Origin of the sequence: Corynebacterium choanae (genome assembly GCF_003813965.1) — a bacterium.
Lineage (GTDB): Bacteria > Actinomycetota > Actinomycetes > Mycobacteriales > Mycobacteriaceae > Corynebacterium > Corynebacterium choanae.
The window spans coordinates 2,936,908-2,951,652 of sequence record NZ_CP033896.1 but is presented as its reverse complement, the minus strand read 5'-3'; the positions used below and the strand labels follow the sequence as shown (position 1 = coordinate 2,951,652).

Here is a 14,745-nt window from a genome sequence, read left to right as displayed (position 1 = left end):
GACATGCATACTACGCATCATTCACCGCCACACGACACGGCGGTGCCTCCAACAGATGTTTCACGTGAAACATCTGTCAAACGAAAACCGTCCCTCTTCGCCCCTATTGTCTTAAAGAAGTCAATTTCTTGGGCAGTCATTGTCGGGTTCGTTGCTATCGCGTTGGGTCTTATCGTCGGATTGAAAGCCGACGACTCAAGTAGCGCGCCGCAAACCTTGCCAGACAATAGTGATTCTGCAACTGTTGCAAGTCTCAGTGACGAATTCCCGGGCAGCGACACACTCGCTGCCACGATTATCGTCGACACCGGAGACAACCCTGTAGCACCACAATTGGATACTTTGGCTGCTGCCGTCACCGAAACGCTGGATGTGACCGGGTTGGCAGCAAGTGACGCCCCGGTGCAATTTATTCCGGTGGCAGACAACCTCGGCCAGGCTGCAGTGCAACTTCCTGGCGACATTGACGGCACCGACCTCACCGATGCTGTTGAGCAAGTGCGGGAGGAACTCCGTACCCGACTACCAGAAGGCGACACAGCCTATGTATCAGGTCCGGCAGGATTCGCCGCCGACTCGGCAGCAGCATTCAAGGGTGCGAACTTCACTCTGCTTGCAGTAACTGCATTAGTTGTTGCGGTATTGCTTATCTTGACCTACCGATCCCCTACCCTGTGGCTCGTGCCCCTGTTGGGAATTGGGCTAGCTGATCGTGCCGCAAGCTCGTTTACCAGTTGGCTGGCCGAAACCACCGGCTGGTTCCAAGCGGATGGTTCCACCGCGGGGATTACCTCGGTGTTGGTGTTCGGTGCCGGCACTAACTATGCCCTATTGCTAGTGTCCCGCTATCGCGAGGAGCTTCGCCGCTATGAAGATCATCGTGAAGCGTTAGCTGCCTCGCTGAAGGGAACCGTGCCGGCCATTGTCTCCTCCAATCTGACAGTGGTTATTGCGTTGTTGACGTTGCTGGCGGCCACGATTCCTTCCTATCGCAGCCTCGGCCTCTCTAGCGCTATCGGATTGCTATTTGCGTTAAGCTTTGGCCTATTGCTGTTGCCCGCGCTGTTGGCCGTCACCGGGCGCTTCTTGTTCTGGCCGAAGATCCCACGCCACACAGATGCTGTTGAGAACGATGCTGATGGCGCGTTCTACCGAGTTGCGAAAACTGTAGCGAAGAAGCCTGCCGCGGTGTTGGCAATTATGGTTGTGCTGTTGGGTGCTTTGTCATTCGGTATTGCAGCGCCCCGATTCGGCTTGTCGACCACGCAACAATTCCGTACCCAGTCTGAGGCTGTAGATGGTCAAACATTGCTGGCGGAACGAACCGGAATGTCTGCTTCCGGGCCGGCACAGATTGTTGTCGACTCTTCAGAGCTCGACGCCGCCTCAACGGTAGTCGAAGCAAACCAGCTGCGGCCCCTCGGTCCTCCGACGCAGTCCGTCGACGGTAACCTCACCAAGCTAGTGGTGGCGATTCCAGGGGATCCGGGAAGTCAAGAACAACTAGATAAAGTTGCCGCGTTGCGTGCCGATCTTGAGGCGAATGCACCGTCCGCGATTGTCGGCGGCGAACCGGCACAAACCTTGGATTCCCGCGATGCGACGATTCGCGATATGAAGGTTGTCATTCCGCTGATCTTCCTTGCAGTGTTCCTCATCCTTGTGATGATCCTGCGGGCGCTGGTGGCACCGGTGCTCCTGCTAGGCGCGGCAGCGTTGTCGACTGCGGCAGCGCTCGGTGTTGGTGCGCTCGCTTCCAAGTACGTCTTCGATTTCCCCGGTCTAGCCTACGAAGCGCCACTGTATGCGGTGCTGTTCCTCATTGCTCTTGGTATCGACTACACAGTGTTCCTTGTGTTGCGTGCCCGAGAGGAAGCCGATACCCATGGAACGAAATATGGGATGGTTCGTGCCGTCGGTCTTACCGGCGGCGTGATTACCAGTGCCGGTATCGTGCTTGCCGCGGTATTTGTTGTTCTCGGTGTGCTCCCGCTCATCACTTTGACGCAGGTTGGCATCATCGTTGGTATTGGTATTTTGCTTGACACATTCCTGGTTAGGACATTGGTTGTTCCCGCGTTATTTGAGCTACTCGGTGACACGATGTGGAAGCCGGGTAAAGCGCCCGCAGGAAACGCTCCAGCAAACACCTAACCAACAAATCGCTCACATGATGACGTCATGTTTGTACGATGGATGACTGCAACCCCCAGTTCTTCACGAACTGGGGGTTTTCTATTTCGCGGCCTATACTCCCGCTGTTTGCAGCGACCTACTTTTCGGTGGTGATCAGGCAGCCCGCTCACCCCACCGGGAAGGATGTTTCACGTGAAACACATCCGGCCAAACGAAGTCCGCACAAGTGCATTTGCGGGACGTGAGTTGAAGAACGAGGCATCTTGGCCGCCACAAGAATGGTTGATTGACCGACTTTGATAAACGCACAGTGGGCTTGGCGTAGCGGTGTCTGACGTTCCTCCCTGGCTTCGCCTGGATATGGTGTCTAGTCACCACTCACATACAGGCAGGGATCTCAACCTTCCGATGCCAATAGGAATGCTTCGAGCAGCAAGCTACATCGCTTGGTGAATTCATCGATTGCAACACGGTTTGGCAGAACGTCATATCGCGACGCAGCAGCTGGATGGAGATGCTGCAGTAGCTTGTCCTGGGTTGGCACCAAAAGCTCGTTCAAAGACCGAGATAGGCGCTCTACAACGCTCTGAAACGCTCACGAGCCCTCCTGGTAGTAATCGGGGCTACGGGAGCTGTATTTGGGACATTAGAAGGGATGTCAGCTGCGATAAGAGCGATGCGTGGCGGTGGGATAAGGGCTGAGGGGACTTGGCTTAACGCGGCTAAAGTCCCCTGGGGAATCAATCCCTGACAGTATGAGGTCAGGGTGGGCTGTGGCAATGAGGGCTTACGACTGTGCACCCGGTTGCCAAGGATAGTGGTTTCCAGTCATGTGTCGGTTTGAGGCAGCGACCAACTGCGACTAATCCACGCAGTTGGGAGTGATGAACAAGGTTGGAAGGTTGCCAAATCGGTTGCAATTTGGCCAGCCTCTTAGCGCAAAACGACTACCAAGGCAGGCGCTGCTTGAAGGATGTGCTGCTGCGGTGGGAGCCGATTCAGAGCCTGGAGTCGATGGGTCATTTTCCTGTTGTAGCTGTGTCCGGTGACTTTCGATGGGAATCGTGGACTCACCTTGCCCACAGGCATTCTTGCGATGAAGAGCACTGAGAACATCGGGTCTGATTCTCCAGCAACGATAATGCTTCACACCTGTTGTGTTCGCTTCGTAGAACAGTGATTGTTGCTTGTTCCACGTGAAACATTGTGGCGGTAAGGGCGCTGGAAGCACTGTATTGAAGCGGCGGACTGCAGACCTTCCGGCTGTTGCGTCGCACGCTGGTCGTCGACGCATCGTCCCGAGTTGTCCAATGGTGTTGCGATGCAACCCCCAATCACTCCATCACCTTGCGCCCATCGGAGTCCACAAGGCGGTGAATACCTCGCACGAATAATCTGACGCTACCGAGGACTTACCCTTGAATTGAAGAGACTTTAGCGATTGTTTTACCGCTTCGCCAATCAAGGAATGGTGCGGGTCGTTGGGCTTACTTGACGCGAACCGGTGATTGTTTCACGTGAAACACAACCCACTTTTGCCGCGTTATTGCGCCGTTAAACCGCTCCCCTACCCCAGCGGTGGACAGTATGTGACTGACGAGTAGAGCAGCAGCTGGCGGAATCTAGACGCGAATCCGATCAGGTGCGTGCGAACGCTGTGCTGCAACGAATTAGGTTGGATAATCAATTCTTGCGGCATAGATCAACCATTTTGCAGCCGCGGATTGAGTAAACCAGCCTGGGACAGGAGCGCGCGGGAGCGCCTGTCCTTTACAGGCATCCAACGACAATTGGGTGAGAAAACTCGCTTCCGCCGTAATTGCCTGCCAACTGTTTTCACGTAAGGGATGTTAGGAGTTGATCGGTTATGGGCTTTGAAGAGATGGGAGACTGTCGTATCAGCAATGCCTGCGACACAGAACTCTCATTGAGCAAGTCAGGAGGAATCAATTTGCGGTTTGCGGGATGAAGGTAGCCGCGGCGATGGTTGTCCGGCTTTTCGGTGGTTGGATTGGCGGTAACGAACCAACTTGTGACTGTAGCTAGCCACATTGCGGGCACGGCATGTCTTGATTTTTTTGGCACATGTGATGTCATTTGCAATGACCGCTAGCTTTCCCAAGAAGGGGTGTGGAGTGTTCCACTGAAGGGGCGGTGCGGATTGTTGAAAGGTTTTCATGGGTACCTATTGCAAAACGTGTGATGAGCCTTCCGTCGAAGGGTGATAGCAGTTCGCAATACTGCATTGCGTGTTGAGGTTCGGCAGAGGTTCACCGCGCTTCGCTTTTGTGAAAATGTATCGCGCGCACTTTGTTGAGTGGGTTATTTTACCCTGCAATTTATAGCTATTGGTTACCGTTAAACGCGAAAAGGTGAACCGAGGGCTGGCTCCCCACGCTGCTTTAGTGGTTCGCTGTATTTTGTCGCGACGCCAAGACTCGGCTTCCGGCGCGTGTAGAGAGTGGGCAGGTTTGGCGATGCTTGCGCTCATACACGGCAACAGCCGACTTTCGGCCGAATTTTTGCCCACCTCATAGGAAAGCTAAATATGTCACTGTGACCTTCTAGTGCGGATGGGGTTGGGTATATTTGTGTAATGCTGGAACCGCTTGTAGGTTTGCGTATCCACCGTTTCTATTCCTGTTCACTGTTTCTTTCGGAAAGATACAGTTGTCCGGATGCTGGGACGGTGGCGTGTGAGGGCAATGTTGCATGCTGGGGATGCATTGGGGTGGTTGCAGGGTGCTGTAGGCTGGTACGCACCGATGTGCATGGCATTCAATCTCATAAGCTGGACTGTGTGCGTGCACGGCACGAAAAAAACAACACGAGAAAAATTGTGATGAACGACAACAACACACCTGATACCAGTGGCGGGTCGACGCTGTTGCCGGCGTATTTTGGCAAGTTTGGCGGACAATATGTCCCAGAGCTTCTTATTCCGGCACTTGACCAGCTCGAGCGCGCCTTTGTCGAGGCAATGGCCGACGAGGAGTTCAAGGCAGAACTTCGCCGTTATTTGCAGGACTATCTTGGACGTCCCACTCCCCTAACCGAATGCTCAAATCTTCCATTGCCGGGCAAGGGACGCGGCTATGCGCGAATTTTCCTGAAGCGTGAAGATCTTGTCCACGGTGGCGCCCATAAAACCAATCAGGTCATTGGGCAAGCATTATTGGCGAAGCGAATGGGTAAGACCCGGATTATCGCCGAAACTGGTGCCGGCCAGCACGGTACAGCAACCGCGCTAGCCTGCGCCTTGCTTGGCCTGGAATGTGTTGTGTACATGGGTGCGGAGGACGTACGTCGGCAACAACCGAATGTGTACCGCATGGAGCTCATGGGTGCCAAGGTTATTCCGGTACACGCCGGCCGTGGCACGCTGAAAGAGGCGGTTAACGAAGCGCTTCGAGATTGGACTGCTTCGTTCCATGAATCCCATTACTTGCTTGGTACTGCGGCAGGACCGCATCCATTTCCAACGATTGTGCGTGAATTCCACCGGGTGATCTCGGAGGAGGCGAAAGCGCAAATGTTGGAGCGGATTGGTCGCCTCCCAGATGTGGTTACTGCATGCGTCGGTGGCGGATCAAATGCCATTGGTATGTTCGCCGACTTCATCGATGAAGAGGATGTTCGCCTCGTGGGTGTTGAGCCTGCCGGTGAGGGGCTGGATTCAGGCCATCATGGTGCCCCTATTTATGCGGGTAAACTCGGTATTTTGCACGGCACACATTCCTATCTCATGCGCACCGATGCCGGTCAGGTTGAAGAATCTTACTCGATCTCTGCCGGTCTGGATTACCCCGGTGTGGGGCCACAGCACGCCTATCTGCATGATTCCGGACGAGCCAGTTATGTCGGTATTACCGATGGTGAGGCGCTTGCAGCCTTCCAGTTGCTCAGCCGCCATGAGGGGATCATACCGGCGTTGGAATCCTCCCACGCACTGGCATATGCGTTAAAAGAAGCGGAAGAAGCTGAACGTAAGAAGCAGGAAACAGTGATCTTGGTGTCGCTCTCTGGGCGGGGCGATAAGGATGTCGACCACATTCGACGTACCTTGGCAGAACATCCGGAATACCGCTTGGAGGAAGACCAGTGACCCGTTACGACGCGCTCTTTGCCAAACTTGAAGCCCGCAATGAAGGGGCATTTGTTCCTTTCGTCATGATCGGTGATCCCGATTTAGAGACCAGCTTCGAGATTATCGAAACTCTTATTGCCGCCGGCGCTGATGCATTAGAGCTCGGTGTCCCCTTCACCGATCCGGTTGCCGATGGACCGACCATTCAGGAGGCGCACATTCGGGCATTGGATGCCGGTGTCGATCTCCGCGGTGCACTCAGCGTAGTGAAACGTATCCGTGATGCCCACCCTGATCTGCCCATTGGGTTGTTGATCTATGGCAACGTGCCGTTCAGCCGTGGATTGGACGAGTTCTATGCCGACCTGGCCGCTGTTGGCGCGGACTCGGTACTCATCCCCGATATTCCGGTGCGGGAAGGTACTCCATTTAAACAGGCAGCTAATGCACACGGAATCGATCAAATCTTCATCGCACCCCCAAGTGCCAGCGAGGCAACTATTGCCAGTGTGGCAGCACATTCCACCGGTTATATTTATGCCGTATCCCGGCTCGGAGTGACCGGCGCGGAGACCGCTGCTTCCACCACTGGTCTGCGGGAACTAGTGGACTATTTGCACAGTTTCCAGGGTGCACCGGCGCTGTTGGGATTTGGTATCTCCACACCGCAGCATGTGCGCGATGCAGTGGAGGCTGGTGCTGCAGGTGCTATCAGCGGTTCGGCAATAGTGCGGATTATTGGCAAGCATCTCACCGGTGAACATCCTGCTGTTCGTACTGTTGCTGACCCGCAGGCCCTAACCGATGAACTCACCAGCTTCGTGCAAGCGATGAAAGCCGCGACGCGGCGTAATTAGGGTCAACGTCCAGCGCGGTTACGGGCTTTGTTCGAAGTCAGATCGGATAATCCTGCTCGCGGGAAAGCATCCGGATCCTGCTGCAGGCGTTTGCTCAATTTCATCATCGGCGGGGCATTGTTTCACGTGAAACAATGCCCCGCTTTGTGCTGTGCATTACTTCCCGGGCGGAAGCCTGTGGCAATGCCGGAACATGCCTTGTTTCACGTGAAACAAAGCATCTCACAGTGTTGCGTCGGCGGACGATTGCTCGACTGCGGTGAGGTGTAATGTTTAGCCCTCCCAGTGGTCGATAAGCCACTGGTCATGGGGCGTTAGGATAAAGAGTGCTGGCCAAATGCGCAGTGCGACCTCCAGTTGCTTATCGGTCTCCACATCAAGTAGTTCGTCGGTGCATCGATGATGACGATTGTCGGATTATTGGCAGAGGCAGCAGCAAGCATCATGCGTCGACGATTGCCGTCCGAGAGTCCCCGCAGTGGTTGCTGAAACAGTCGCGGATAAATCCACCCTTTCCCTGTGTCGCCAAGCACGGTATCGGTCACCGGGGAATTCCGGTTATGGAGGGATTGGAGGCAAAACCCTACAGTGCCGGGCGCAGTCATTGCACCGTGGGCGTCGGTACTAGGTGGGACGCTCGCCGCAATCCATTCCACCAGGGTGGTTTTGCCAGCATCATTGCCGCCAGTAATGAGCAAATGATCAGCGGTGAACAATTCGACATCTGCCGGGTTGAGCTGGCCGCTCACGAGTTGTATCAATGTGGTTTTGCCACTGCCATTGGGGTCAACTAGACACATCCGCTCACTAGTTCCGGCTTTGCAGCGTCACCTTCGACAGTATTGTCTGCGACCATATCCGAAAGCTACCCCGTGTAGGTCTACACTCATCCAAGCATCACCATCGCCGACTATCTACCAAGCATCACCATCGCCGACTATCTACCAAGCATCACCATCGCCGACTATCAACCAAGCTATGCACTGCGCCACTGTGCGGGAGTGATTTTTACTGTTGATCGTCTGGGCGCCAACGAGCACAGTGCACCGATGTAAGGCGGCGAAGCATCGTCAGTCTTGGCCAAGCGAAGATGGGCATGGCAGGAGAACTGTCATGCCTTTTTCGTCGCCTATCGGTGCCCGATACCGCCGCACCAGTGTCACTGCGGTAAACAGCGTCAAACCCCATATATTGTGCCAATTGTGCGGATCACTGTGAGCCAACGAAGCATGGAAGAAGCGAAATCCTGGATGAATGCGGCAGCGCAATACTGCCCTGTGGCTGCACTCTACGTCTGTACCTCCACCGCATCTCTTGCCACCTGCCACCTATGGCAGGTGGCGCGAAAGACGGCGGGGTGCGATGTTTCACGTGAAACATCGCACCCCGGATTGGTTGGCTAGGAACGTACGGACAGGGAGCTCAGGAGAACAGGCTAAGGGAGTTCGTGGAGCAACCGCTATGGGTTCGGGTGGGCTAGGCCAACCACTCCCCTCCCCCGCGGAGTGGGAAGGTTCAGCCTACTGAGCGCTTGGGTGGAACCGGCGAATAACGCTAAATGCTCTAAGGAGCTTGCCGGGATCTTTCGCATAGCGATGCTCCCCGGCGGCAGCGCCATATTCCATACCGGAATTTAAGTCGACACCCCGGCACCCAATTGCCAGCGCTTCGCGAAGATTCTCCAACCCAATTCCACCGGCTAAGAGCGAGTGTGATTTCACCGAGTCCGGAATGGTATTCCAGTCAAAGGCGGTGCCGGTACCACCCTGCCCGGAGTCCAGCACCAGCATGTCCACTAACGACTCTTCCACCAGCATGGTGGCAATTGCTGCCGCGGCAGGATCATTCATCGGTAACGCCCGCCACACAGCAATGGTGGTGTCGGGATTATTGGTGGCCTCACCAGATTGGGAAGCATTCTGCGATGCAGTGCAACGGGCGAGTTCCTTCCGGGCGGCCTGCACAAGTTCCCGCTCTTCGGCAGGTGTCCCAAGTGGGCTGTGGATTTGGATGGCGTGCACCCCGGCTGGCAGGACGTCAGCCCAACCACTGGGCTGACGAGTCACTGCAACATAGTGCAAATTTGGTTCCGCACCCATAATTGCTGTTGCTTGGTCACGAGACACAGCCCTTGGCGATGCAGGCTCCACAATGAGCCCCCCGTAGACGGCACCCGCGGCGCGAGCAGCTTGCGCCATAGATCCACTGGTCAAACCACACACTTTGTGCTCGCCGAACACCAAGGCGCGACAGGCGTGATCCACATCAGGCTCGCCGGTGAGTTGGCTTCCCACCAGAAAACCATTCACCGGTGCGGCAAGCTGCTGCACATGATCATGGTTCCGGATACCAGACTCGGCCACCACTACCGCATCCGGCGGACACAGTGGGGCGAGCCGTGCTGACCGGCCCAGGTCAATCGACAGGTCATGCAAATTGCGATGATTAATACCGAAAATCTTTGCGCCTAAAGCGGTGGCGCGGGCAACTTCCGCTTCGTCGACTACCTCAGTGAGCACATCGAGCCCCAGGGTTGCGGCAAGATCAGCGAGCCGACGGTAGGTGTCGTCGTCGAGCACGGAAAGCATGAGCAAAATAGCATCCGCACCAAAGTAGCGTGCCGCATAAACCTGGATTTCGTCGATAATAAAGTCTTTGCACAAGACTGGAAGATGCGTCGATGCGGCAACGGTCGCCAAATGATCATAGGAGCCGCCGAACCGTTCCGGCTCGCACAGCACTGAGATACCTGCCGCATAGCGGGAGTAAATACGGGCAATATCGCCGGGTTGGTAATGTTCGCGGATCATACCTAAGGAGGGCGATGCCGACTTACATTCCATAATGAATTGCATATTGCCGCGCGGCAGGCGATCCGATTGGGTGGAAGCATCTTGCGGCGCACCGGTTGCTGTGCCCTCGCTAGACAAGAAACTGTGCTGGTCTGATTGACGCAGTGAGTCGTAGAGTGACCGGGTGCTGCGTGGGAGTGCCTGCAGGTCAACGCCCTGAAGCTGATCCGCAATGCCGGCCAAATGGCCTCGGCGGGCGGCAACAATATTCTCGAGCACAGTTGGCATTGAGCCGGACATACAGCGGTATCCTTTGCAATCAGTGAGCAATCGGTAGGGCTGCAAGGGCAAGCAACGAAAACTCCGGAGTGTTGATGATTTCCACGATTGCCGCCAGCAGACTTGTACCCACTCATTGTAAACGACTCGAATAGCTACCCAACGTCCGTTATCCGCAACGCACCCAACGTCCGCTAACGGCCAGGCGCTTAACCATCAGGGGGAAGAGTGTCCTGCCTGAGTGCCCGACCTTGGAGGGTCTGTCGGTCACATTGACCGGTACGCATGAAACCACCACCAGCCCACGCATCCGTTAGGTATCGGACAGTAGCATCTCAGTGTTGGGGCGGGGATCATGGCAAACATGATAGGCAAACAAGGATGCTTCGCGAGGGCTGGGATGAGATCCGCTGAGCAGTAGCCACGCACGTCGCGCCCTTACTGCTTTATTCGATAAAGGACAGATATATCGTTGCTGATAAAAGTGCGCAGAAATTTCGCCGCTTCTCGTTGTGGCGAAAGTGCAGGTGATAGTGGACGTGAAGATAAACAAGTGATGGTGCAGGTGCTGGGATCCTGCACCGGTGAAATAGTGCAGTGCCCGTCAAGAACACGACCGCTTGGCAAACCCTGGTTGTGCCGGGGGACGCCAGTTGGCTACACCCAGCAAGGCGGAAGAAAACGATCCACCGCCTGCCCCTTTGTTCGCGGGGCAGCCGGTGGATGTTGCTGAGTGGAGATTACCTCGGTAATGGTTAGTTGTTGGCGCCGGCAAGCAGATCCATGGTGGCAAGTGCTTGCCCACTATCTAAAAAGGCAGCAGCCTGCTGCACACCCTCGGCGAGGGTGGCGGCTTTACCAGCTAAATACAGCAGGGCGCCAGTGTTGGCGGCGACAGCAGCTCGTTGCGCAGGTGTACCGTCACCGGCCAGAATCGCTTTGGTGATGGTGGCATTCGTTTCCCCGTCACCGCCGACAAGATCGCTAAGTTCGTAGCGTTCCAACCCCAACGCTTCCGGGGTGAGCTCATAGGAGCTGGTTGTTCCATCAGCGTGCAGCTCCCACACGGTCGTTGCTCCATGCACCGCAATCTCATCGATACCACTGCCGTGCACCACCAAGGCTCGGTTCCGCCCAAGCTGGCGTAACACTTCAATAATGACCGGGCCTTGTGCCGGATCGGCAATACCCATGAGCTGCAGGGAAGGTGCTGCAGGGTTAAGGAGGGGTCCTAAAATATTGAAGATCGTAGGGATTGCCAGGGCTTTTCGTACCGGCATTACATGGGCGATCGCCGGATGGTAGCGGGGCGCAAAGAGGAAGGCGAAATTGTTTTCCCGCACCGCCTGCGCAGCCTGCTCGGGGGAAAGATCAAGAGGAATGCCTAAGGCTTGCAGCACGTCCGCGGAACCCGATTGTGACGACACACTCCGGTTGCCGTGTTTGACCATTGCAATACCCATGGCGGCGGCCAGCAGCCCGGCAGTGGTGGAAACATTAATGGTTTTCGCCCCGTCACCACCGGTGCCGCAACAGTCGACCAGTCCTTCCCCACTGGTGGGCAGCGGGGTTGCTTTGGCAACAAACGCCTGTGCCGCCCCGGCAATATCTTCCGCAGTCGCACCCCGGGTATTAATTGCGACGAGCAGGGCAGCGATCTCTGCGTCGGAGAACCAGCCCTTCGTCAGTGGTGCAAACACATTGCGTGCCTGTGCCACAGTCGGTTTGGTGATGGTGAGATACTCCCGCAACAGCGCACTGGCTTGTGCCTGCTGGGCTGCCAGTTGTGGATCATCTGACGATTCCGGATTGACCGGGTGGGCTGCTGGCTGGCTCACCGACGGCTGATTATTCGGCGCAGCAGCAGTGGTGTTCGCTGCCTGGAGCAGCAGCTCCACTGCCCGGCTGAGGATCGCCGGACCTGTAGGGCTTAACACCGACTCGGGATGGAATTGTAAACCGAGCGCCATATGATCCACGGTCATTCCAGCCATCGTGACCGGTCCGATCTCGGAATCGCATTCAGCCAGTGACACAATCCCCGGTGGGGTGAAGCGGCAGCCGAGCGAATGGTAGCGGGCAACCCGCACCAGCTGGGTGGTGGTGCAGGAGGCAGCAGGATCAACCTGATCTTCCAACCCAGCAAAAAGCCCAGACTCCACCCCAGCATCGGTCAACAACATCGAATCGGTGGTGCCGTGCACCGGGCCGCAAGGAATCACCCTGCCGCCGAAATGTTCAAGCAGCGCCTGGTATCCCAGACAAATACCCAATATCGGCACCCGGGAGATACACGCCTCGATAATGGCCATCATGTTGCCGGCCTCCCGTGGATGTGCCGGACCTGGCGACAAACAAATCAGGTCACAGTCAGTCGCCAGCACCTGCTCCACGGAAACCGTGTTGCGGTAAACGACACACTCAAAGCCCTGGTCGGCAAAGGTGTCGAGCAGGTTATAAACAAACGAGTCCTGATTGTCGATGAGCAGCACCTTCACCGGCCGATCCGGCAGTGTGGTCGGCGTGGATTGGTCATTCATGACGTGTACGCAACTTTCTTCAATGATGATTTCGCTGGTCTTGCCAGGTGATGTTCCAACCGGGACGGTGACCTGTTAACGGGTAACGTGCAGCGTTTTGCCTTGCGCGGCAGCAAGCGCTGCAAGTACCGCCCACGCCTTATGGAGTGACTCATCAGCTTCCCGCTGCGGAATGGAATCCCGCACCACCCCGGCGCCTGCTTGCACTAACGCCTGGCCACCGGTGACAAACGCGGAGCGGATCACAATGCAGGTGTCCATATCGCCATTGCCTTTGAGATACCCCACTGCACCACCATAGGTGCCGCGACGTTGCTGTTCGGTGTCACGCAACAAATTGGTGGCCATGATTTTCGGTGCACCGGTGAGGGTGCCCATGTTCATACATGCCCGATAGGCGTCAAGCGCGTCAAGATCATCGCTTAATTGGGCAGTGACCCGGCTTACTAAATGAATCACCCGGGAATAGCGGTCGACCTTCAACAATTCCGCAACCTGCCGGGTTCTAGGTCGCGCCACCCGGGCAAGATCGTTGCGTGCTAAATCGACAAGCATGGTGTGTTCGGCGAGTTCTTTCGCGTCGGTGCGCAACGCCAACTCAGCGCGAATATCAAGTTCATGATTGATCTGCCCGGAAGCATCCAGCCCGCGGGGCATCGTGCCCGCAATAGGATACAGCTCAACCTGGTTGGTGTCTGCCGAATATTTCAGGCTCGACTCTGGGGAGGCACCGAAGAGTTCATACACTTCCCCTTCGGCGATGCCGCGCACATAAAACATGTACGGGCTGGGGTTGCTGAGTTTTAACTGCCCATAGGCGGCAAACGCATCCGGGCAGGTGGTGACGAATCCGCGGGAAGGCATCGCCTGATAGACGTCACCGGCATCAATATGACCTTTCAGCCGCCGCACATGGTCACAGAAGGTGGCATCACTCATAGTGGCCGACACTTCCAGTATTGATGCATCGTCAGCGCTCTGTGCAGCGCTGGAAGACGCATCCGGGGCGGTTTCGGTGGCTGGTTGTTGTGCTGCAAACTCTGCACACTTCGCAGCGAGCGTGGTCACCGAGTCGGTGAGTTCGTCGGCGTATGCATCCACCCCAGTGGCACGGATAACAGCCTGCTGGGTTTCATAGTTAATGCCGATCACGATCTCCGCGAGCATGAACTGATAGTCGGGGAAGGTGTTTGCCTGCTGGGGCACCTCGTGCAGGGTTTCAAAGGTTTCCAGATAGTCAAAGGCAAACCCGCCGGCAATCAGCGGCCATTGCTGCTGCTCGTCACGCAGCGCCTCGTCGTGCTGCAGGAGTTTCAGCGGCAGCAGCGTCGAAGTGGCGGTGAGCCGTTTGCGTTCGTCGACTTCCTCTACAGCGGGGAAATCGTAGCAATACACCTGGCCAAAGGGTGCTGTACCGCCAGCGAGATCGGTGGCGGTGGTGCTCCTGCTGATACCAGCAGCTATCAGCTTCCCGTCGAGATAGGCAGCGATGTGTTCCCCGGAGCGGGTCAGCGGTGTGACGGTGACCTGTTGGCCGCGGCAGGTGATTCGCAGGGAAGACTTCACCACCAGCAAGGATTGCAAGGAGTTTTTCGAAGCAATATCGGCGCTTTCCAGCAGAACCGTGTCAGTGGACTTCGTGCCGCCCACCCAAGCAAACAGCTTGGCCGCATCCGCACTATGGGCAATGGTCGCCGCGGCAAAGACGGGCTGGATTGTTACCTGATCATCGGTCATAACAGGAAAATCACCTTCTGCAAGACGTAGCCACCGCACTCATCTGCTGCCAGCTACGGCGTGTATGTTCACGATCTTGAACCCCGGTGCTACTACCCCACTGGGCAGCGCAACGCTGCGGCAGTACACATGCCCAGTGCTGCACCCAGGTGCAGTGGTCACTGGTGTGGTTATAGTGCCTGCCCGGTCAACGGCAGCAAGCCAATTCCATCAACACCAGTCGAAGAGAACCAACAGCACAGGGTTCATGATGCTGGTAACAAAACTAGCAGGTGCCCTGTGCGGGTCGTGCGTCGACACCGCTGGTCGATGGCGGG

At 56.2% G+C, this 14,745-nt stretch carries 7 protein-coding genes and 1 pseudogene; 3 read left to right on the top strand and 5 right to left on the bottom strand.

The features are described 5' to 3' along the window. Positions 1 to 3 precede the first annotated feature (3 nt). The 3 genes from CCHOA_RS10460 (at position 4) to trpA (ending at position 7,080) form a co-directional block, all read left to right on the top strand. The gene (locus CCHOA_RS10460) at positions 4 to 2,154 is read left to right on the top strand and encodes an MMPL family transporter (RefSeq protein ID WP_123930431.1); all 2,151 of its coding nucleotides are present in this window, start codon (positions 4 to 6) and stop codon (positions 2,152 to 2,154) included. A 2,824-nt stretch (positions 2,155 to 4,978) separates the two neighbouring features. Then, positions 4,979 to 6,241 (top strand): tryptophan synthase subunit beta, encoded by a 1,263-nt coding sequence (trpB, locus tag CCHOA_RS10455; RefSeq protein WP_123930428.1) that lies wholly within the window; start codon positions 4,979 to 4,981, stop codon positions 6,239 to 6,241. Next, positions 6,238 to 7,080, top strand: a complete 843-nt coding sequence (gene trpA, locus CCHOA_RS10450) for a tryptophan synthase subunit alpha (protein WP_123930425.1) — start codon at positions 6,238 to 6,240, stop codon at positions 7,078 to 7,080. The genes trpB and trpA overlap by 4 nt, the downstream gene beginning before the upstream one ends. Positions 7,081 to 7,394: 314 nt before the next feature. Here the strand turns inward: trpA and CCHOA_RS10445 are convergent, their stop codons facing one another. The 5 genes and pseudogenes from CCHOA_RS10445 to CCHOA_RS10430 all read right to left on the bottom strand — a co-directional run bounded on the left by CCHOA_RS10445 (position 7,395) and on the right by CCHOA_RS10430 (position 14,428). Next, positions 7,395 to 7,829: an ATP-binding cassette domain-containing protein gene (locus CCHOA_RS10445; protein WP_164472478.1), complete on the bottom strand. Its 435-nt coding sequence runs from the start codon at positions 7,827 to 7,829 to the stop codon at positions 7,395 to 7,397. A gap of 771 nt (positions 7,830 to 8,600) precedes the next feature. After that, positions 8,601 to 10,172 carry a bifunctional indole-3-glycerol-phosphate synthase TrpC/phosphoribosylanthranilate isomerase TrpF gene (trpCF, locus tag CCHOA_RS10440; RefSeq protein WP_245992140.1) on the bottom strand — a complete coding sequence of 524 codons (1,572 nt, stop codon included), beginning with the start codon at positions 10,170 to 10,172 and terminating at the stop codon, positions 8,601 to 8,603. A gap of 734 nt (positions 10,173 to 10,906) precedes the next feature. After that, the gene (gene trpD, locus CCHOA_RS10435; protein WP_377739538.1) at positions 10,907 to 11,935 is read right to left on the bottom strand and encodes an anthranilate phosphoribosyltransferase; all 1,029 of its coding nucleotides are present in this window, start codon (positions 11,933 to 11,935) and stop codon (positions 10,907 to 10,909) included. A gap of 99 nt (positions 11,936 to 12,034) precedes the next feature. Further along, positions 12,035 to 12,691 (bottom strand): annotated as a pseudogene (locus CCHOA_RS10985) (glutamine amidotransferase-related protein); the annotation flags it as partial. 75 nt (positions 12,692 to 12,766) lie between these two features. Beyond that, a complete protein-coding gene (locus tag CCHOA_RS10430; protein WP_123930416.1) occupies positions 12,767 to 14,428 on the bottom strand; it encodes an anthranilate synthase component 1 in 1,662 nt (553 codons plus the stop codon). Positions 14,429 to 14,745 lie beyond the last annotated feature (317 nt).

What these genes read in the sequence shown, in the direction of transcription:
- CCHOA_RS10460 (WP_123930431.1), top strand. Translation starts at nt 4, where the DNA reads ATGCATACTACGCATCATTCACCGCCACACGACACGGCGGTGCCTCCA.
- trpB (WP_123930428.1), top strand. Translation starts at nt 4,979, where the DNA reads ATGAACGACAACAACACACCTGATACCAGTGGCGGGTCGACGCTGTTG.
- trpCF (WP_245992140.1), bottom strand. Translation starts at nt 10,172, where the DNA reads ATGTCCGGCTCAATGCCAACTGTGCTCGAGAATATTGTTGCCGCCCGC.
- CCHOA_RS10430 (WP_123930416.1), bottom strand. Translation starts at nt 14,428, where the DNA reads ATGACCGATGATCAGGTAACAATCCAGCCCGTCTTTGCCGCGGCGACC.